This is a genomic window from Enterocloster lavalensis (genome assembly GCF_046603895.1).
GTDB lineage: Bacteria > Bacillota > Clostridia > Lachnospirales > Lachnospiraceae > Enterocloster > Enterocloster lavalensis.
Window position 1 is genome coordinate 4,545,025 of sequence record NZ_CP176637.1, and the last position, 18,746, is coordinate 4,563,770.

Here is an 18,746-nt window from a genome sequence, read left to right on the forward strand (position 1 = left end):
GACGGCCGTAGATGGGCCACAGACAGGCCGCAAGACGGCTCTCGGACAGGCCCTTGGGATGGCCCCTTGGGGCTCCCTGGACAGCTTTCGGGATGGCCCTCGGAATGGCTCCCGGGATGACCCTCGGGCGGAAAAATTTCTTGACAACAAGATACCCGTATGATAACATGATATTAGTTGAATATAAAACCTTTGAGACGACAGAGTAAGGTAAAGCAGCGGAGCGTTCCGTATGTTTTCCCTTACTCTTTTTTCATTGAATGCAATAGGCCGAGGGCGCAGCCTGCGGGCGATTGTTCCAAAGGCCGTTTTAAAAGGTGCAGCAGAATGGAGAAGGTGGAGGAAAACATCATGAGAGAAATGAATTTCGATGCGGTGATCATTGGTGGCGGCGTGGTCGGATGTGCGATTGCCAGGGAGCTGTCCCGCTATGACTTGCGCGCCTGCGTCGTGGAGCGGGAGGAGGACGTCTGCTCCGGCACATCCAAGGCGAACAGCGCCATTGTGCACGCGGGCCACGACGCGGTTCCGGGATCGCTCAAGGCAAGGTTCAATGTGGAAGGGAATCGCATGATGGAGGAACTGGCCGGGGAACTGGATTTCGATTTCAAGCGGAACGGGTCCCTGGTGCTCTGCTTTGACGAGAAGGAGAAACCGGGGCTGGAGGAGCTGTATGAGAAGGGGTGCCAAAACGGCGTTCCCGGCCTGGCCATTATCAGCGGGGACCAGGCCCGGGAGATGGAGCCGAATGTGTCGGACAGCGTGGTGGCGGCCCTGTACGCGCCCAGCGGCGGCATCGTGTGCCCCTTCGGACTGACCATCGCTCTGGCGGAGAATGCCTGCGACAACGGAGTGGAGTTTTGTTTCCTTACCGAAGTGAAGGAAATCCGCCGGGCCGCCGGGGGTTATGAGCTGGAGACGGAGAACCGCAGGAGCGGCGAGCGGGCGGTTATGACGGCCAAATACGTGGTCAACGCTGCCGGGGTTTACGCCGACGTGTTCCACAACATGGTGAGCGCCGGGAAAATCCACATCACGGCCAGAAAGGGCGAATACTGCCTGCTGGACAAGGAGGCGGGAAGCCATGTGTCCCATACCATTTTCCAGCTTCCGGGCAAGATGGGCAAGGGCGTGCTGGTGACCCCGACGGTTCACGGCAACCTGCTCACCGGCCCCACCGCCACGGACGTGGAGGACAAGGAAGCCGTGGACACCACCGCCAATGGATTGGGCGAGGTGATGAGCAAAGCGGTAATCGGCGTGAAGGACGTTCCCTTCCGCCTGGTGATCACTTCCTTTGCCGGGCTGCGGGCCCATGAGGACAGCGACGACTTTGTGATCGGGGAAGCCGCGGATGCGCCGGGATTTTTCGACGCCGCTGGAATCGAGTCCCCGGGACTTACCAGCGCGCCGGCTATCGGGCGCTATGTGGCGGAGCTGGTGGCGGAGAAATCCGGCGCGCTGCCGAAGGCGGACTGGAACGGCCGCAGGACCGGAATTGTGCGGCCAAATGAGCTGGACAAAGAGGCCAGAGCGGCGCTGATCCGGGAGAATCCGGCTTACGGGACCATCGTCTGCCGCTGCGAGGGCGTCAGCGAGGGAGAGATCGAGGATGCGGTTAACCGGACGTTGGGCGCTACCTCGCTGGATGGAATCAAGCGCCGGGTGCGCCAGGGCATGGGCAGATGCCAGGCGGGCTTCTGCACGCCCAGGACCATGGAAATCCTGGCCAGATGCCGCGGCATGGAGATGGAAGAAATCTGTAAGAACGCACCCGGTTCCGAGATGGTAACCGGCCGCAAATAGGAGGGGGAAGGACATGACTGAGCATGATATTGTGATAATCGGCGGGGGTCCTGCGGGATTGGCGGCTGCGGCCGCGGCCAGAAAAGCGGGGATTCAGGATATTCTGATTCTGGAGCGGGACAACTGTCTCGGCGGAATCTTAAACCAGTGCATTCACAACGGATTCGGGCTGCACACCTTCAAGGAGGAGCTGACCGGGCCGGAGTATGCGGCGCGTTACATCGAGATGGTGGAGGAGGAGCACATCCCCTACAAGCTGAACACCATTGTCATTGACATCAACCGGGATAAGGAAGTGACCCTGATCAACCGGGAGGACGGCCTCACCACCATTAAGGCCAAAGCCATTGTCCTGGCAATGGGCTGCCGGGAGCGTCCGAGAGGCGCGTTAAATATTCCCGGCTACCGGCCCGCTGGCATTTACTCCGCTGGAACGGCCCAGCGCCTGATGAACATTGAGGGCTACGCCGTGGGGCGCGAGGTGGTGGTCCTTGGATCCGGCGATATCGGGCTGATCATGGCCCGCCGCATGACGCTGGAGGGGGCCAAGGTGAAGGTTGTGGCCGAGCTCATGCCCTATTCCGGCGGTTTGAAGCGGAACATTGTCCAGTGTCTGGACGACTACGGCATCCCGCTGAAACTGAGCCACACGGTGGTGGATATCCAGGGCAAGGAGCGGGTGACCGGCGTTACCATCGCCAAGGTGGACGAGAACCGCAAGCCCATCCCCGGAACCGAGGTGAATTACAGCTGCGACACGCTGCTGCTCTCCGTGGGACTGATCCCGGAGAATGAGCTGAGCCGCGGCATCGGCGTGGAGATGAACCGGGTGACCTCGGGGCCCAATGTCAGCGACAAGCTGGAGACCAGCGCCGAGGGCATTTTCGCCTGTGGAAACGTGCTGCACGTCCACGATCTGGTGGACTATGTGTCCGAGGAGGCGACGCTGGCTGGAACCAACGCGGCCGCTTACGTGCGGGCGGAGTCAGGGATGGCAGGCGGCCACAGAGTGGTGATGAAGGCTGAGAACGGGGTGCGTTATACGGTGCCCCAGAGCCTGGATGTGGACTACATGGCGGATCAGGTCACAGTCCGTTTCCGTGTGGCCGACGTTTACAAGGGCCGCTTTATCAGCGTTTATTACGATGACAAACGGGTGGTGCACCGGAAGAAACAGGTTCTGGCGCCCGGAGAAATGGAGCAGGTGGTGATCAAGAAGGAGAGCCTGAAGGATTATCCCGATATAAAAGAGATTGTGATTTGCACGGAGGTGGAGTAAGATGGAAACGAGAGAATTGATCTGCATCGGCTGCCCGTTAGGCTGCCCTCTGACCGTCCGGCTGGACGGGGAACAAATGGAGATTTCCGGCAACACATGTAAGCGAGGGGAGGATTACGCCAGGAAAGAGGTGCAAAACCCCACCCGCATCGTCACGTCCACGGTCCGCGTCACCGGCGGGGATGTGGAGATGGTGTCCGTGAAAACCAAGGAGGATATTCCCAAGGGTAAGATTTTTGCCTGCATGGATGAGATTCACCGGGCTTCGGCAAAGGCTCCTGTACAGATCGGGGACGTGATTATCCCCAACTGCGCGGGAACGGGGATTCCGGTGATCGCCACCAAGGAGATCCGTGCGGTTTAAATGGGAAAAACGGCGGATGCGAGAACTGTCTAAGGAGGACATTCGATGATGAAAGTATTTGGCCACAGAGGCTACAGCGGGATGTACCCGGAGAACACGATGCTTTCGTTTCAGAAGGCGGCCGATACGGGCTGTTACGGCATCGAGCTGGACGTGCAGCTGACGAAGGACGGCCAGTTGGTGGTGATTCACGATGAGACCATCGATCGCACCACGGACGGAACCGGCGCGGTTGTTGATTACACCTTTGAGGAGCTGCGCAGGTTTGACGCCAGCGCAATCAAGGGCGGAACGCACGGATTTCAGCCCATTCCCAGCTTTGAGGAATATTGCGAGTGGGTGAAGGACCGGGATCTGGTCACCAACATTGAGATCAAGTCCGGGGTGTATTATTATGAGGATATTGAGGAGAAAACCGTGGAGATGGTGCGCCGTTTCGGGCTGACGGACCGGGTGCTGTTCTCTTCCTTCAACCATGCGTCGCTGTTCCGGCTGCAGCGGCTGGCCCCGGAGATTCCCAGGGGGGCTCTGGTGGAATATGTGGACCTGGGAAATGCGGGATATTACTGCCAGCGCTACGGTTTCCAGAATTACCACCCGGGCGTGGAGTGGCTGACTGAGGAGAATGTGAAGAACTGCAAGGCTCACGGGGTGGGGGTTAATGTCTGGACGGTCAACGACATGGGCGTGCTGGAAAAACTCTACGAGTGGGGCTGCGACGGAGTGTTCACCAATTATCCGGGAGTCTGCAAGGCCTGGCTGGACACCCGGGAGGCGTAAGGGTGGACAGCGGCTGGAAATAGGCAGCGGGAAAAAAGATAAAAAAGTTGTCGAAAGTTCTTGCTATTTGTCGGCAGATGCCGTATAATTGATTCATACGAAAGATAAAGAAGAGATTGTACACTTGCTGTACAATCTCTTTCAATTTATGTAACAATTCAGACGGCGGGAAGACAGGCGGTCGGAATTGTTACCGATTTATTGGGTGATTCATATTTTCCGGTAAATTGGGCCATGGTATAGGGGGAACGGTTACATTTTGAGGGGACATTCAGAAACGACACGGAGGAATAGAATCTCATGGACAGAGAGATGATCATTGTTTTGGACTTTGGCGGCCAGTACAATCAGCTGATTGCGCGCCGCGTCCGCGAATGCAACGTATACTGCGAGGTACATCCCTATAATCTGGGCCTGGACAAGATCCGGGAGATGAATCCCAAGGGGATCATTTTCACCGGGGGACCGGATGTGGTGTTTGAGGACGGCGCTCCCCGCTGTTCCAAAGAGATATTTGAGCTGGGCGTTCCGGTGCTGGGAATCTGCTACGGCGCGCAGCTGATGAGCTATCTGCTGGACGGCGTGGTGAAGAAGGCGCCGGTCAGCGAGTACGGCCATACGGAAGTGGATGTGGATACGGATTCCCCGCTGTTCGACGGTGTTTCCCCCAGAACGGTTTGCTGGATGAGCCATGGCGTTTATATCGAGCAGGTGCCGCCGGGATTCAAGGTAGTGGCCCATACGGACGCCTGTCCGGTGGCGGGCATGGAGCTTCGGGAGAAGAATTTTTACGGCGTGCAGTTCCATCCTGAGGTGGTGCACACAAAAGAAGGCACCAAGATGCTTTCCAATTTTGTCTATAAAGTCTGCGGCTGCGCCGGGGATTGGAAGATGGATTCCTTTGTGGAGACCACGATCAAGGCTCTCCGGGAGAAAATCGGGGACGGTAAGGTGCTTTGCGCCCTGTCCGGCGGCGTGGACTCCTCCGTTGCGGCGGTTATGTTGTCCAAGTCGGTGGGAAAACAGCTGACCTGCGTGTTCGTGGATCACGGCCTGCTGCGCAAGAACGAGGGCGACGAGGTGGAGGCGGTATTTGGCCCGAACGGCCCTTACCAGCTGAATTTTATCCGGGTCAACGCCCAGGAGCGCTTCTATGAGAAGTTAAAAGGAGCGGAGGAGCCGGAGCAGAAGCGCAAGATCATCGGCGAGGAGTTTATCCGCGTGTTCGAGGAAGAGGCGAAGAAGATCGGAGCGGTGGATTTCTTCGTTCAGGGAACCATTTATCCCGATGTGATCGAGTCCGGCCTGGGTAAGTCCGCGGTGATCAAGTCCCACCACAACGTGGGCGGCCTGCCGGAGCACGTGGATTTCAAGGAGATTGTGGAGCCGCTGCGCCTGCTGTTCAAGGATGAGGTTCGCAAGGCGGGATTGGAACTGGGGATTCCTGGAAATCTCGTATTTCGTCAGCCCTTCCCGGGGCCGGGACTGGGCGTGCGCATCGTGGGCGAGGTAACCGCGGACAAGGTGCGCATCGTGCAGGAAGCTGACGCTATCTACCGCGAGGAGATCGCCAAGGCGGGTGTGGACAAGAATTTGGGTCAGTATTTTGCAGCGCTGACGAACATGCGGTCCGTGGGCTGCATGGGAGACGAGCGCACTTACGACTACGCGGTGGCCCTACGGGCGGTGCTGACCAGCGATTTCATGACCGCGGAGTCAGCGGAGCTTCCCTGGGACGTGCTGGGAAAGGTGACAAGCCGGATTGTGAATGAAGTGAAGGGCGTGAACCGGGTGATGTATGATTTGACGGGGAAGCCGCCGGCGACGATTGAGTTTGAATGATGTCACAGGCCGAAAAAAGCCAGTAATACTGGGCTTTTTCAGCGTCTACCCCCGCTGTGGCAACGATTTGGCAACACTTTCCATTATTCCATTAAAAAAGGACTATCTGATTTTCAAAATCGGATAGTCCTTTTTTTGTTATTATGGCTTTAGCCAGTTGAGTGCGTTGGAGTTCCTGAGGCCAGGAACGGAGACGTGCGAAACAGAAAACCACCTGCTTCGCGGGTGGTGCAGCAAGTGCTTATAGCACAAAAATCACCTTTCCGTTAGAATAGAGTTGTTCAAGCTACTATCTAAGAAAGGAAAGGTGATTTTAATGGCACGCAAGAATCATGATATGGCACATACAAAGTGGATGTGCAAATACCACATAGTGTTCACTCCTAAGTATAGACGAAAAGTGACTTATAATCAATATAAAGAAAGTATATGAGATATATTAAAGACGTTGTGTGGATACAAAGGAGTAGAAATATTAGAGGGTCACTTAATGCCGGATCATATCCATATGCTGGTCAGTATTCCGCCGAAATACAGTGTATCCAGCTTTATGGGATACTTAAAGGGAAAGAGTGCGCTGATGATTTTCGATAAGCATGCAAATTTAAAGTATAAGTACGGAAATCGCCACTTTTGGGCAGAAGGTTATTATGTCAGTACAGTAGGCCTAAATGAGGCAACGATTAGGAAGTACATTCAGGAGCAGGAGAAATATGATATAGCAATGGATAAGCTGAGTGTAAAGGAGTATGAGGACCCCTTTAAGGGGTAGCCGGTAATACGAACGCCCTTTAAAGGGCGGCAACGAGTCAAGGGCATAGTGGCTTGAACGTAGTAAAAGCCAGCGTCTTTAGGCGCTGGCCGGTAATTGCCCCTTATAGGGGCGAGCAAACCACCCGTTTGACGGGTGGTCATGATTTTATCGGACTTTAGGCCCTCTATCAACATATCACTCAAAGCCTGGGAGGAAACCTTGTTCCACCACTGTGTGGTGTCAAATGCCGGGTAGTGATAACGCCACCTGTCGTATTCCTCTTTGGTGATTTGGTATTTCATGGAAAAGGTCTGCTACGGCGGACGGGACAAAACAGAAAGGAAGTGACTCGAATGGCGGTCTATAAGGAAGAAAACCCCAATACCTGGCGGGTCATCTACCGATATACCGACTGGAAAGGGGAGCGCAAGCAGTCCCAAAAACGGGGCTTCACCACCAAGCGGGAGGCCCTGGCGTGGGAGCGGGAACAGGAGCATAAGGCCACGGCCGACCTGGATATGACCTTTGAGAGCTTTGTGGCGCTCTACACAACGGATATGCAAGGCCGGGTCAAAGAGAACACCTGGGGAACCAAGGAGCATATTATCCGTACCAAGCTGCTCCCCTACTTCGGCAAGCGGAAGATGGCGGAAATCCAGTCCAAGGAAATCATGGCGTGGCAGAACGAGATGATAAACTTCCGAGACGAGAACGGCAAGCCCTACTCCCCGGTCTATCTGAAAACCCTACATAATCAGTTGAGCGCCATTTTCAACCATGCGGTCCAGTATTACAACTTAAAGACGAACCCCGCCGCCAAGGTGGGCAACATGGGCAAGGCCAAGGGGCGGGAAATGCTGTTCTGGACAAAGGACGAATACCAAAAGTTTTCCGATGTGATGATGGACAAACCTCTGTCCTACTACGCCTTTGAAATGCTCTACTGGTGCGGTATCCGGGAGGGGGAACTGCTGGCCCTCACTCCTGGGGACTTCGACTTTGAGCGGAGTACGGTTTCCATCTCGAAATCCTATCAGTGGCTAAAGGGCCGGGACGTTATCACCGACCCCAAGACGCCAAAAAGCAACCGGGTTATCAAAATGCCTAACTTTCTGTGTGAAGAAATGCAGTATTTTATCAAGAGCCTTTACGGAGCCGAGCCGACAGACCGTATCTTCCCGGTGACAAAATCCTACCTGCATCGGGAGATGGACAGGGGCGCAAAGGAAACCGGGCTAAAGCGTATCAGAATCCATTACATGCGGCACAGCCACATTCCCTTGCTGATAGATATGGGCTTTTCCGCTATCGCCATAGCCGACCGGGTAGGCCATGAGAGTATCGACATCACATACAACTACGCCCATCTGTTCCCGACCCGGCAGACAGAGATGGCAGAAAAACTGGACTGTCTGCGGACAGAGGAGGGAGCATAACCATGTCACTCAAAAACAGAGACAACAAAAATCGTTGGCGCAACAAAACAGTGGCGTTCCGGGTGTCGCCGGAGGAAGATGAACAGACTGAAACTGCTGTGCGGCTCTCCGGCCTCACGAAACAGGACTATATCACCCGGCGGCTCCTGTGCCGGGACGTGATGGTACAGGGCAATCCCTGGGTATATAAGGCTCTGCGGAATGAGATGGCCGCCGTTCTGGAGGAACTGCGGCGCATTGAGGCCGGGAGCGGCGTGGACGATGAACTGATGGACACCATCGAACTGATCGCCGCCATCATGGGCGGCATGGGGAAGGATTGATAGATTGATGGACGATAAGAAAATGAAAGCGACTGCCCTGGTTCCATCTGTTGGCGCAGATGGGGGACAGCCGCTCACACAAAAACCTACACCGAGTATAACAGAGGATTGTGCCGAAAACAATCCCCCGGAGAAAGATTTGGACGAAATGCTGCGGAAAATGCAGAGGTTCAACGCGCCGGCGTATCTGCCCACCGTTTCCATGAACGAACTTTACGAGAACGTGTACCAGAGCAGGCCGCCGGTTATCGACGGCCTGGAGGAACAGTTAAAGCGGTTTGTCCAGGAACACCCGGCTTATCATCATCGACACCCTGCAAAAAATCCGGGAGGCTGGCGGCGACAAGTACAGCTATGGCAACGACTATGACATCATCGGCAAGCTGAAACAGTTTGCCGGCCGGACCGGCCTTTGTCTCCTGCTGGTACATCACACACGCAAGCAACAGGCCGATGATAAGTTTGACATGATTTCTGGCACCAACGGCCTATTGGGGGCGGCGGACGGGGCCTTTCTACTCCAAAAGGAAAAGCGGACAGACCGACGTGGGCCGGGACAGCCACCGAACTTGTCCAGGCGCTCCAACTGGATATAAAGCCCAACACACTCACCATGCGGTTGAATGTGAATGCTGGGCGGCTCCTGGACGAACACAATCTCCAGTATGAGAGCAGCCGCAACCGCACCGGCCTACGGAATACACTTGCCGGGTGGAGGGAAAGGCTATGGCTTTTCCCTCCTGCTGGGCGGCAAGTGATAAAGTTTAGGCGGGGTGCAGGGCGCCCTTTTCAAAGGGCGGTCCTGTTGGGGAGGCAACCGCAGTTGCCGGGGCAAAGCCCCCTCCACCCCGTAGGGCGCAAGGGCGCTTTTGATACGGAGTGTCAAAAGTGCTTTTGCGTACTTTCGCAGAAAGTAACAAAGGCCGCCGCTAGAGCGGCGAAAGGAACGGATTGGAAAGGAGCGTGAAAAGCATTTGCGTAGGACTATCAGCGGCATGGTAGGCAGGGGGTCGCTGACCCACAACAACCGGAACTTTATTGCAGAAAACATTGACCGCACCAGAACAGGGGACAATATCACCTATTGCCATGAGGACTTAAAACAGGTCTATCAAGAACTGTTCGGGGCGGCGCTGGAGCGGTATAACGACAAGCAGAAACGAAGCGACAGAAAAATTACCGACTACTATGCGCATATCCGCACCGGGAAACAGGAAAAGCTGTTCCACGAGGTCATATTCCAGATTGGAAATGTTAAGGACACCGCTGTTGGGACAGACGAGGCGAAAAAGGCCCAGGCGGTGCTGGACGAGTTTATGAAAGGCTTTGGGGAGCGCAATCCCCATCTGCGGGTGTTCTCGGCCCATCTCCATATGGACGAGGCCACGCCCCACCTACATATTGATTTCGTCCCATTCACTACCGGGAGCAAGCGGGGCCTCGACACCAGAGTATCCATGAAAAAGGCTCTGGCGGCCCAAGGTTTTGAGGGCGGTACCAGAGGGGCCACGGAGTTGAATCAGTGGATCAACGCTGAAAAGAAAGTGCTGGCGCAGGTCATGGAGCGGCATGGTATTGAATGGGAACAGCTTGGCTCCCACAATGACCATCTATCGGTGCTGGACTTCAAAAAGCAGGAGCGACAAGCGGAGGTCAAAGAACTGGAACAGTCCATCTCCAAACTTAAAAAGAAACAGTTGGACATAGCGGTGGTGGAGCAAATCGAGGCAAAAAATGTTCCTCTTTCCAGCAAAGTAATGATTGACCGGGAGAACTACCAAACACTTATGACGGCGGCGCAAAAGTATGTTGTCCAGGAGAAAAAGACCGGCAGACTGGAACAGCTGCTCAAGGCCGCTGAAAAGACCATAGCCGACCTAAAGATAAAGCTGTCGGAGGTCATGCGGGAGCGTGACGAGCTGCGCTCCGTCCGGGGCTTTCTAAGCGCCGGGGCGCTGGAGAAAGAGAACCAGGACTTGCGCCAGCGGGTCAAACAGTATCAATCCATCTTGGAGCAGCATGGTCTTTCTCATTTGTTCGGGAAAAGGAAAGGCCAGCGGCAATCAAAGGAGGCACGCTAACCACCTTGTAGACGCCTAGAGGCCCGTTTGAGAGGTTGGAGGGAAATTATACAGGCCCTCTCTGGAGTGTACCTGCAAAGCCGCATAAACATGGGATTTTTTAGCCTCTAAATGTCCACGGTTCAGCAGACAACAGCCATCAGGAAAGGCAAGGAAAGTCTTGCCCAACCTGATGGCCGTTGTCATTTGCATAGTATTGGTTCCCGCGCATTATTGAATCGATTCACCAAGTTCGTATGCTTTTTGGAGTTCAGGCTTGCCTTCAATGTCGCCTACCTCTCCATTCCCGCCCGCCAGAACATGGCCGAGATTTTTCCATTTCAAATGTTCCAGCAAATGATCGTAGTAAAGAGTAACGTCATCAAACCCATGACCTTCCGCCGCCATAAGTAGCGCTGAAGCCCTACCATGCCCCCGGAGAAGATTTCCATCGCTTTCCTCCAGTGCAAATAAGCGGTCAATCGCCGTCCTAATCTGACCGCTCATGTTCCAGTAATAGAGCGGTGTGGCAAACACAATTATATCGCAATCCTTTACCGCAGGATAAATCTTATCCATATCATCCTTTTGAACACAAGGGTATTCCTTGCTGCTATGTCCGCCAAAGCAACCCTTGCAGCCGTGAATATTCATGCCATCCAGAAAAAACTCCGTGACCGAGTTACCGGCACTTTTCGCTCCCTCTGTAAACGCCTTGACCAGTGCGGAGGTGTTCCCCTTTTTTCGGGGACTGCCATTTAGAATAACAATTTTTTTAGCCATTTTCTTACTCCTCCCCCTTTTTTAAAATTTCTCAGCCAGAGCCGCTGCCTGTTTACAGCCATCTGTCTTTTCAATGTCACCTACATTCAATACACCGGGAATCAAGACTTCACCGGCCATCTTCCATTTCAGCAATGCGGCGGAACGCTCCAAAGGAATCCGTACGCCGTCCATGACAGACATATCTTCCTCTTCACAACAGACAATCATGGCGCACTCCTTGCCCGCGATGTCCTTGCCTGCCACTACAAAGGAGAACAACTTATCAATGACACCTTTAATCTGCGCAGGGATAGAGTACCAGTAGACCGGCGTCGTAAAGACAACAGCGTCTGCCGCTTGAATCGCCGGGGCGATGGTGTTAAAATCATCGTCAAAGGAGCAGGCTTTTCCAGTCTTGAAGCAGGTTTCACAGGCGTGGCAGCCACCTACGTTCTTCATGGCTGCGTCAAACCGGGTGACCTGCTGACCCTTGGCCTCTGCCACCTGGATAAAAGCGTCGGTCATGGCAAAGCTGTTGCCGTTTTTGCGCGGGCTGCCGGTAATAACTACAATTTTCTTACTCATGTAATGACCTCCTAAATTTCAATACGGGCTTGACTTTCCCTGTATCTGATAGTATTATTGTATCGAGAATAAGACTAAAATCAAGTACGCACATCCAAGTGCGATACTTGCCATGAGGAAAGTGTAACATGAGTGAGCGGTGCATTTCTAATGAGTATATTGGCGATACGGGTTTTAGTTATACCCTGTCGCTGATTAACGGAAAATACAAGATGACCATCCTCTATACATTAATGGAGTTTGGGGTTGTACGGTTTAATGAAATGAAAAAATACATTGGCGAAATCTCTTATAAAACCTTAAGCTCCACCTTAAAAGAGCTTGAAGCAGACAGACTGGTACATCGGAAAGAATATCCACAAATCCCGCCTAAAGTGGAGTATAGCTTAACAGAACGCGGAAAGTCCCTCATGCCCATTTTAGACGGAATGTGTGAATGGGGAGATCAGAATAGGCTTCCAAAGGATTAACAGGTAGAGAGTTAGTCAGACATAAGGATGGGTAAAAGGGATTTGCCCGCTAATGTATGGCAACGAAATGGCAACAGAAAATTGGATAGCCCATCATTTACGGGTAATGGAAAGAACTCAAATAACCTGTGCTAAATCGTCCTAACAAAACTGTTTAAGAAACAGTTGTTAAGAGCGAGTGGGAGTAAAATTGTCTCCTTTCTACTCACTGTCCGGCCGAAAATAGAACAAAGCAAAACACAAGCAGAAGTGTCAGGACTTAACAATCCCGGCATTTCTGCTTTTTATTTTCCGGCTTTTCACTCACAGTTCTATCAGCCGTTTGCCCTTTGTTTTCTCTCTGTTTTCAAATGAAGAAAGGCATATTGGAAAGGAAAGCCAGAAAGCAAAACACTCAGAAATAACGTATTTATAAGGAAAATAATTTTTCATTATAGTAATTAAAAAGAATGAAAAAGAGCCTGTTGATTGCAAAACATACGTTCTCATGGTAAAATAAATTTTAGGAAAGCACTCACGACAGGAGTGGCAACCTCCTAGACTTTGTAAGACCGGTTCGCCGGAATACATAAGAAAGGAGGTAGCGCCTATGACAGCATACGAGATTATTTCAATCTTCATAGGGATATTAGCTTTGCTGATGTCCTTTGGTAGTCTGATTATAGCGATTATCGCCTTTCTCGATAAGAGAAATAAGCGGAAACAATCGCCCGCAGGCTGCGTCAGCGGCCCATTGCATTCAAATAAAAAGCCCATCCCTACCCAAATCCCCACAAATGAAGTGAAAAGTCAACAGCGTGGCCGTCGATTCCGGCTTTAAATGCCGGGAATTGTATTTTTGAGGGGGAGATCATATGGGACTTGGAGGTTTTTTAAAAGACCAATTTATAGATGTAATCGAATTTGTGGATGACTCGCCGGAAAAGTTACTGGTATCGAAGTTCGCCAGAAAAGGAGACGAGATCAAGCAGGGCGCCCGTCTGGTGGTCAGGAACGGGCAGGCTGCCGTATTCGTACATAGAGGGATCATTGCGGACGTATTTGGACCGGGGAATTACAAATTGAATACCGGAAACCTGCCGCTGCTGTCAGCCCTGGCGGCGCTTCCCACATTATTTAACTCTGCAATCAAATCGGATTTATATTTTATCAATACGACGCAGTACATCAATAACCGTTGGGGAACGAAAAGTCCGATCATCAAGCGGGACCCGGAAATGGGAATTGTGAGAATCACGTCGTTTGGAACATTTTCATTTAAAGTCAATAACCCGGAAATCTTCATGACGGAGATGTTTGGAGCCAGAAGTCTTAATATGACCCAGGATATCGTGGAGTATCTGACTTCGTTTGTGGGGGAATCCATCGCGCAGTGTCTTGGGGAAAGCGAACAATCGATTATCGATCTTGCAACCCATTACAGACAGCTGTCGTCCATGATTACCCCGTACGTGAATGAGAAAGCGAATGCGTTGGGCTTCGAGGTGACAAGTGCGACGATTGAAAATATCGGCCTGCCCCTGGAGGTTGAAAAACTGATCGACGAGCAGTCGGGAATTGGCCTTGCGGCAAGGGATATGGATACGTTCGTGCAGTATCAGGCGGCCAGGGCTATCCGTGACGTTGCGAAGCAGCCGGGCGGTATGGCCGGGATCGGCGCGGGACTGGGGGTAGGCAGGATGGTTTCGGAAGTCATGAGCGAAGCTCTGGAGCCAAGAACCAGGAAAGCTGCTGCTAAAAAGAACGAAGCCGCGGCTCGCCCCAAGGAGTCTGTGGCCGATCAGTTGATCAAATACAAAGATTTACTGGATAAAGGGATTTTGACGCAGGAGGAATTTGACGAAGTAAAAAGAATGCTGTTGAAGGAGATATAAAAATTATGGATCAGATCAAAGAGCTTGAAAAATATAAAAGCCTGTACGATGAGGGCGCGATCAGTGAAGAGGAATTTCGCAGGTTAAAGCAGAAGCTGCTGGGTCTTAAGACGGATGAAGAAAAGGAGCTGGAAAGACAGCAGGAGAGGGCCAAGGCGCTAGCAGAGATCGAGCGGATGAGAGCGGAAGCGGCGGGAGAGAAGGAAAGCGCTGAATCAGAAGAAAACGAACCGGCCCAGACCAAAGAGCGTAAAGATCCGGAAGAATAGATCAAAGAAGCGCGGAACGAATACAAGAAAACATTTGACGAGGAGAAGGCGAAAGAGCAGGCAAGGCTTGCGGCAATCTATGAACTGGAACAGAAAAAGAAACAGGAACAGCTTGCAAAAGCGCAGAAATCCGCTAAGGCTGTGACTGGTTTTGTGAGAAATGTGATTTTATGGGTGATCACGGTGTTTTTCGGCCTGTTTGCGATCCTCTGTGTGCTTCCGTCGGAGAGCCTCAGCGGAGCTATATATGATTTGACAGGATTCCTCTGCTTCTTATACGCGGCAATGGCATGCCCTTTGCTTACGAAGAAATTGAGGGAAAATGAAAAGCTTGCCTTTTTAACCAGACATAAGATTCTTTGGGCAATCGGGTTTCTATTCCTTTGGGGGGCCGCGATTATGGTGTTGCCGGTGTAATTGGAAGATCACATAATAAAAGAACACAGAAGTTCCGGATTCTTGTAATAAACAAGAATTCCGGGACTTTTTGTCATATGGAGGGCGCCTTCGGGGAAAATACAGGAGGAGTGTCCGCACGAATTTGGTTGACAAGAAAACTTGGCAGTGTTATGATGAAAATGACAAGAAAACTTGGCAAAAAAGATTGCCAAAACCATCGAAAGGAGCCCAACCATATGAACCGCGAAGAAATACTTGCCAAAAGCAGAGCTGAGAAAACGGACGAGGGGATGCAGCAGGCGGAGAACCGGGGGCGTAGAATCGGCGTCAGCGCGTTTTGCTGCGTGTATGTTTTTATTGTGATTTTCAATTTTGTTCAGGGATATCCCAGCTATGGGTTTCACGCCATGTTCTGGGCCTTTGTGGCGGCGGAGGCTTATCCCAAGTACCGGTTTACCGGGAATAAGGGATTTCTGGCCTCCACGGTTGCGGGGACGCTGGCCAGCGCCGCTTCCCTCGGCAGCTTTGTGATCAGCGTGCTGAGGTGATGTCATGGACGACAAGCTGGTATTGAAGAACCGCCTGAAGGAGGCCAGAAGCCAGCAAAAGCTCTCTCAGAGCCAGCTGGCGGAGATGGTGGGCGTTTCCCGGAACACCATCAGCTCCATCGAGACCGGGCAGTTTAATCCCACGGCAAAGCTTGCGCTGATTCTGTGCATCGCCCTGGACCGGAAGTTTGAGGAGCTGTTTTATTTTGATGAGTGAGTGGAATGGACACTGATTATTTATGGGAATATTTGATGGGCAGAACCTGAGGGGGAAGAGTGCGGCCTGGCGGCCTGGTCCTCCTGGCGTCGGTCTCGTGGATGAAATCCATCAGCTCCTAAAGCATTTTCTGAACCTACGGTTGGATGAGGATTTAGAACATGTTAAATTGCTGATTTACTTTGTGCAATAAAAATGATATAATTATATCATTATAGTGATATGGAGGTTGAGCAGATGATTATAAAACCATCAGCCGCTTTGAGAAATGATTACACAAACATTTCCAATTTGGCGAAAGAGACAAAAGAGCCAATTTATATAACAAAAAATGGCGAGGGTGATCTGGTTCTTATGAGTATTGAAGCTTTTGAAAGACGCGAACAAATGTTGAGACTCCGTGAAAAAGTATTGCAGGCAGAGCAGGAACGTTTAAATGGAGCAAAGACAATCAGTGTTTCAGAAGCAAGACAGCGATTGAGAGATAGAATGAATGGCGTTTAAGGTTCAAATTCTTCCAACTGCCTGGGAAGATTTAAAACGGATTGAAGATTGGTATTTTGTTCAATTTGGATCAGAAACTGCTTTGAAGGTAAGTGATCATATTTTGGATGCGGTTGAACGATTAGAAATGTTCCCGGACTCCGGCTCACTGCTGCCGGATGAGTGGCTTAATAAGCAGGGATACAGAATGGTTATTTGTGAAAAGCAGGTTGCGATCTATAGACTGATCGGTCAGACGGTTTATATTTACCATATCGCAGATATGAAAACTGAGTATACAAAGTTGTTTTATTAGTGAAGTGGTAATCCGGGATGTTTATTTCCGGCAGAAGCCGCCGGGGAACAGAGGGGCCAGGTTGCGGATACAATTAACCGCAGCCTGGCCCATTTTTTCGTCCCGATAGCGCCAAACGCCACCTACTTTTTCAAATACACCCTCAACGCCTCCGCCGCATAATCCGCGGCCCCCTCACCGAACTTTTGATCCGTTACCTTACGGATCAGCTCGTTGCCATAACCTTCCAGCACCATATCCCAGTACCCCTCGCCCAGATCGCTGGTCCACCTGGCGCTGGTCTCGCGGGTGAAATCCATCAGCTCCTGAAGCATTTCCTGGACCTCCGGGGAGTCGGGGGCTTTGGAACGGTCGGCAGTCAGTTTTCGGAACAGGTCGTCGCTGCGCTTTAAAATGTCGTCCTTATTTTCCTGGAGCGCCTTTGCCTTTTCCATCAATTCCGGGAAATGGGCCAGGTTCTGTTTCATGGCTTCGGTGTATTTTTCCACGCTGCCGAACTGTTTGACGGCCAGCCGGGCCACGTTGTCCTTGTCGTCCCGGACGCGGCTGATGAACTGGTCGAAGTCCTCCACGCTGCCCCAGTATTTTACAACCTCTTCCGCGTTCTCGCGCTTGAACTGTTCCAGCGCGTCGATGTATTCATTTAAATTGAATTCTTCAAAACTCATGCACGGTTCTCCTCTCTCCAATTTCTCCAGCAGTGCGATCAGCTTATCCAGCCGGTCGCGTTTTAAGGTGAGCAGTTTCTTCTGATTCCGGTAGGCCGACAGCTTGTCAAAGTCGGGGGTCCGAAGTATTTCCTTGATCTCATTCAACTTGAAATCCAGCTCCTTGAAAAACAGGATCTGCTGCAGCCGTTCCAGGGCTTCGTCGCCGTAAAGACGGTAGCCTTTGGCTGTGGTCTCGCTGGGCTTTAACAGCCCGATTTCGTCGTAATATTGCAATGTGCGCGTGCTGATTCCGGTCAGCCCGGCCACCTGGCTTATGGTTTTCATGGCGATCCACTCCTTACTTGGTTGGGAAAAGGCCCGGAGCTTTGCCGGCGAACAGGTCCGGCCGCTTCCCTTAACTGTATCCTACCGTATCACGCAGCGTGAGAGTCAACTGCTTTTTGGAAATTTTTCAGTTAAAATGCGTTTCCAGCAGCCGGATAAATGTTTGGATAAATTCCGGCAGATAACCGCCCTTTCGAAACGCAACGGAAATGGGCACGGTGAAATCCGCAAATCCCACCAAAAAGAAACGGACCGGCTTTTCGTAATCAAAGTACCGCACATAACTCTCATAGTTGAACGCAACCCCGTAACCCTCGGCCGCCATCTGGACGGCGGTTTCCATATTTTCAATGATAAAGCAGCGCCTGGGTTTGATTCCGGCGTAGGTGAAGGCGGCGTCCGTGAAAATGCGCACGGACTGCTCCGGGGCCTGGAGTATGAAGCGCTCCTCCGCCAGAAGCTTCAAATCCAGCCAGAGGTAGCGGTGGCCGGGAAGCTCCCTGGCCTGGGCGCAGGCGGGATGTTCCGGCGGGATGGCCGCCACCAGGTGGTCGTTATAAATGGGAATGACGTCCAGCTTGTCCCGCTGGAAAAAGCGGTTGGTGAGAATCAGATCCAGATCCCCGTCCAAAAGCTGCTGCTCCATGTCCCGGCTGCTGGTCTCGGTGACGGTCACCTCCACCTGGGGGTAGGAGCGCTCGAACTCGGTCAGCACCTTGGGCAGCAGGTAGCGGCTGCGCCGCAAATGAAGTCCCAGGCGCAGCCGTCCCGCGCTGCCCTGGATCATGTCGTTTAATTCCCCGCGGAATTCGTTCTGGATCGCCAGCATTTCCCGGGCGCTGCGGACGTAGAGCGCTCCGGCGCAGGTGGGAACCAGACGTTTCCCCACCCGGTCGAAGAGAGGCACGCCCATGCGCTCCTCCAGCCGGTTTAAGAAAATGCTCAGGGTGGGCTGGGAAATGTACAGCTCCTCCGCGGCCTTTGTGATGCTCTGATGCCGGGCCAGGGCCACGACGTACTCCTGTTCCCGTAAATCCATAGTCCGCCTCCTCACAATTAATAATAGCTTTTAACTATTATCATTAAGACAAAAATAAATTAGACAAATGATCTTGCCACGATTATACTGGAATTAAGCGGGAAGGTCAAGAGCTCAGCCATCCTGAAATCAAGCATTTCAA

The 18,746-nt window shown here is 52.3% G+C and carries 20 protein-coding genes and 2 pseudogenes; 18 read left to right on the forward strand and 4 right to left on the reverse strand.

All coding sequences use genetic code 11. The annotated features are described in order from the left end of the window. Window positions 1–351 precede the first annotated feature (351 nt). From ACK2JC_RS20255 to ACK2JC_RS20300, 10 genes and pseudogenes are all read left to right on the forward strand, one after another. A complete protein-coding gene (locus tag ACK2JC_RS20255; RefSeq protein ID WP_320938580.1) occupies window positions 352–1,806 on the forward strand; it encodes an NAD(P)/FAD-dependent oxidoreductase in 1,455 nt (484 codons plus the stop codon). A gap of 13 nt (window positions 1,807–1,819) precedes the next feature. Next, a complete protein-coding gene (locus ACK2JC_RS20260; protein ID WP_107436144.1) occupies window positions 1,820–3,085 on the forward strand; it encodes an NAD(P)/FAD-dependent oxidoreductase in 1,266 nt (421 codons plus the stop codon). A gap of 1 nt (window position 3,086) precedes the next feature. Beyond that, window positions 3,087–3,449: a DUF1667 domain-containing protein gene (locus ACK2JC_RS20265; protein ID WP_107436146.1), complete on the forward strand. Its 363-nt coding sequence runs from the start codon at window positions 3,087–3,089 to the stop codon at window positions 3,447–3,449. 48 nt (window positions 3,450–3,497) lie between these two features. Beyond that, complete coding sequence (locus ACK2JC_RS20270; RefSeq protein WP_166434645.1) at window positions 3,498–4,229, forward strand: glycerophosphodiester phosphodiesterase; 732 nt, start codon at window positions 3,498–3,500, stop codon at window positions 4,227–4,229. A 300-nt stretch (window positions 4,230–4,529) separates the two neighbouring features. Next, the gene (guaA, locus tag ACK2JC_RS20275) at window positions 4,530–6,071 is read left to right on the forward strand and encodes a glutamine-hydrolyzing GMP synthase (RefSeq protein WP_320938579.1); all 1,542 of its coding nucleotides are present in this window, start codon (window positions 4,530–4,532) and stop codon (window positions 6,069–6,071) included. 316 nt (window positions 6,072–6,387) lie between these two features. Then, window positions 6,388–6,843 (forward strand): annotated as a pseudogene (gene tnpA / locus ACK2JC_RS20280) (IS200/IS605 family transposase). Window positions 6,844–7,178: 335 nt separating this feature from the next. Next, window positions 7,179–8,261: a site-specific integrase gene (locus tag ACK2JC_RS20285; RefSeq protein ID WP_107436151.1), complete on the forward strand. Its 1,083-nt coding sequence runs from the start codon at window positions 7,179–7,181 to the stop codon at window positions 8,259–8,261. Between the two features lie 2 nt (window positions 8,262–8,263). Next, window positions 8,264–8,584 carry a plasmid mobilization protein gene (locus ACK2JC_RS20290; protein ID WP_107436152.1) on the forward strand — a complete coding sequence of 107 codons (321 nt, stop codon included), beginning with the start codon at window positions 8,264–8,266 and terminating at the stop codon, window positions 8,582–8,584. A 7-nt stretch (window positions 8,585–8,591) separates the two neighbouring features. Further along, window positions 8,592–9,275: pseudogene (locus tag ACK2JC_RS20295) on the forward strand (AAA family ATPase); the annotation flags it as partial. Between the two features lie 283 nt (window positions 9,276–9,558). Continuing rightward, complete coding sequence (locus ACK2JC_RS20300; RefSeq protein WP_330407371.1) at window positions 9,559–10,665, forward strand: plasmid recombination protein; 1,107 nt, start codon at window positions 9,559–9,561, stop codon at window positions 10,663–10,665. A gap of 210 nt (window positions 10,666–10,875) precedes the next feature. Here the strand turns inward: ACK2JC_RS20300 and ACK2JC_RS20305 are convergent, their stop codons facing one another. Next, on the reverse strand, window positions 10,876–11,427 hold the full coding sequence (locus tag ACK2JC_RS20305) for a flavodoxin family protein (RefSeq protein ID WP_107436154.1): 552 nt from the start codon (window positions 11,425–11,427) through the stop codon (window positions 10,876–10,878). A 21-nt stretch (window positions 11,428–11,448) separates the two neighbouring features. Then, window positions 11,449–11,994, reverse strand: coding sequence for a flavodoxin family protein (locus ACK2JC_RS20310; protein WP_320938578.1), 546 nt, complete (start codon window positions 11,992–11,994; stop codon window positions 11,449–11,451). Window positions 11,995–12,122: 128 nt separating this feature from the next. Here ACK2JC_RS20310 and ACK2JC_RS20315 point away from each other — a divergent pair, with 128 nt between their 5' ends. The 8 genes from ACK2JC_RS20315 to ACK2JC_RS20350 all read left to right on the forward strand — a co-directional run bounded on the left by ACK2JC_RS20315 (window position 12,123) and on the right by ACK2JC_RS20350 (window position 16,570). Beyond that, window positions 12,123–12,464 carry a winged helix-turn-helix transcriptional regulator gene (locus tag ACK2JC_RS20315; RefSeq protein ID WP_107436158.1) on the forward strand — a complete coding sequence of 114 codons (342 nt, stop codon included), beginning with the start codon at window positions 12,123–12,125 and terminating at the stop codon, window positions 12,462–12,464. Between the two features lie 589 nt (window positions 12,465–13,053). Then, entirely contained in the window at window positions 13,054–13,284 is a 231-nt protein-coding gene (locus ACK2JC_RS20320) for a hypothetical protein (RefSeq protein WP_107436160.1), read from the forward strand. 34 nt (window positions 13,285–13,318) lie between these two features. Continuing rightward, window positions 13,319–14,338, forward strand: coding sequence for an SPFH domain-containing protein (locus tag ACK2JC_RS20325; protein WP_107436163.1), 1,020 nt, complete (start codon window positions 13,319–13,321; stop codon window positions 14,336–14,338). Window positions 14,339–14,343: 5 nt separating this feature from the next. Then, window positions 14,344–14,607, forward strand: a complete 264-nt coding sequence (locus ACK2JC_RS20330) for an SHOCT domain-containing protein (RefSeq protein WP_368271066.1) — start codon at window positions 14,344–14,346, stop codon at window positions 14,605–14,607. 635 nt (window positions 14,608–15,242) lie between these two features. Beyond that, complete coding sequence (locus ACK2JC_RS20335) at window positions 15,243–15,554, forward strand: DUF6442 family protein (RefSeq protein WP_107436168.1); 312 nt, start codon at window positions 15,243–15,245, stop codon at window positions 15,552–15,554. A 4-nt stretch (window positions 15,555–15,558) separates the two neighbouring features. Next, a complete protein-coding gene (locus ACK2JC_RS20340) occupies window positions 15,559–15,771 on the forward strand; it encodes a helix-turn-helix transcriptional regulator (RefSeq protein ID WP_024735834.1) in 213 nt (70 codons plus the stop codon). A gap of 237 nt (window positions 15,772–16,008) precedes the next feature. After that, window positions 16,009–16,275, forward strand: coding sequence for a type II toxin-antitoxin system Phd/YefM family antitoxin (locus ACK2JC_RS20345; RefSeq protein ID WP_107436171.1), 267 nt, complete (start codon window positions 16,009–16,011; stop codon window positions 16,273–16,275). Then, a complete protein-coding gene (locus ACK2JC_RS20350) occupies window positions 16,265–16,570 on the forward strand; it encodes a type II toxin-antitoxin system RelE/ParE family toxin (RefSeq protein WP_107436174.1) in 306 nt (101 codons plus the stop codon). Before ACK2JC_RS20345 ends, ACK2JC_RS20350 begins: the two co-directional genes overlap by 11 nt. A 122-nt stretch (window positions 16,571–16,692) precedes the next feature. Here the strand turns inward: ACK2JC_RS20350 and ACK2JC_RS20355 are convergent, their stop codons facing one another. Then, a complete protein-coding gene (locus ACK2JC_RS20355; protein WP_320937772.1) occupies window positions 16,693–17,565 on the reverse strand; it encodes a MerR family transcriptional regulator in 873 nt (290 codons plus the stop codon). A gap of 127 nt (window positions 17,566–17,692) precedes the next feature. Beyond that, complete coding sequence (locus ACK2JC_RS20360) at window positions 17,693–18,604, reverse strand: LysR family transcriptional regulator (RefSeq protein ID WP_320937771.1); 912 nt, start codon at window positions 18,602–18,604, stop codon at window positions 17,693–17,695. Window positions 18,605–18,746 lie beyond the last annotated feature (142 nt).

Coding starts and splice junctions, on each gene's coding strand:
- ACK2JC_RS20255 (WP_320938580.1), top strand. CDS start 352: ATGAGAGAAATGAATTTCGATGCGGTGATCATTGGTGGCGGCGTGGTC.
- ACK2JC_RS20260 (WP_107436144.1), top strand. CDS start 1,820: ATGACTGAGCATGATATTGTGATAATCGGCGGGGGTCCTGCGGGATTG.
- ACK2JC_RS20265 (WP_107436146.1), top strand. CDS start 3,087: ATGGAAACGAGAGAATTGATCTGCATCGGCTGCCCGTTAGGCTGCCCT.
- ACK2JC_RS20270 (WP_166434645.1), top strand. CDS start 3,498: ATGAAAGTATTTGGCCACAGAGGCTACAGCGGGATGTACCCGGAGAAC.
- guaA (WP_320938579.1), top strand. CDS start 4,530: ATGGACAGAGAGATGATCATTGTTTTGGACTTTGGCGGCCAGTACAAT.
- ACK2JC_RS20285 (WP_107436151.1), top strand. CDS start 7,179: ATGGCGGTCTATAAGGAAGAAAACCCCAATACCTGGCGGGTCATCTAC.
- ACK2JC_RS20290 (WP_107436152.1), top strand. CDS start 8,264: ATGTCACTCAAAAACAGAGACAACAAAAATCGTTGGCGCAACAAAACA.
- ACK2JC_RS20305 (WP_107436154.1), bottom strand. CDS start 11,427: ATGGCTAAAAAAATTGTTATTCTAAATGGCAGTCCCCGAAAAAAGGGG.
- ACK2JC_RS20310 (WP_320938578.1), bottom strand. CDS start 11,994: ATGAGTAAGAAAATTGTAGTTATTACCGGCAGCCCGCGCAAAAACGGC.
- ACK2JC_RS20315 (WP_107436158.1), top strand. CDS start 12,123: ATGAGTGAGCGGTGCATTTCTAATGAGTATATTGGCGATACGGGTTTT.
- ACK2JC_RS20320 (WP_107436160.1), top strand. CDS start 13,054: ATGACAGCATACGAGATTATTTCAATCTTCATAGGGATATTAGCTTTG.
- ACK2JC_RS20325 (WP_107436163.1), top strand. CDS start 13,319: ATGGGACTTGGAGGTTTTTTAAAAGACCAATTTATAGATGTAATCGAA.
- ACK2JC_RS20330 (WP_368271066.1), top strand. CDS start 14,344: ATGGATCAGATCAAAGAGCTTGAAAAATATAAAAGCCTGTACGATGAG.
- ACK2JC_RS20335 (WP_107436168.1), top strand. CDS start 15,243: ATGAACCGCGAAGAAATACTTGCCAAAAGCAGAGCTGAGAAAACGGAC.
- ACK2JC_RS20340 (WP_024735834.1), top strand. CDS start 15,559: ATGGACGACAAGCTGGTATTGAAGAACCGCCTGAAGGAGGCCAGAAGC.
- ACK2JC_RS20345 (WP_107436171.1), top strand. CDS start 16,009: ATGATTATAAAACCATCAGCCGCTTTGAGAAATGATTACACAAACATT.
- ACK2JC_RS20350 (WP_107436174.1), top strand. CDS start 16,265: ATGGCGTTTAAGGTTCAAATTCTTCCAACTGCCTGGGAAGATTTAAAA.
- ACK2JC_RS20355 (WP_320937772.1), bottom strand. CDS start 17,565: ATGAAAACCATAAGCCAGGTGGCCGGGCTGACCGGAATCAGCACGCGC.
- ACK2JC_RS20360 (WP_320937771.1), bottom strand. CDS start 18,604: ATGGATTTACGGGAACAGGAGTACGTCGTGGCCCTGGCCCGGCATCAG.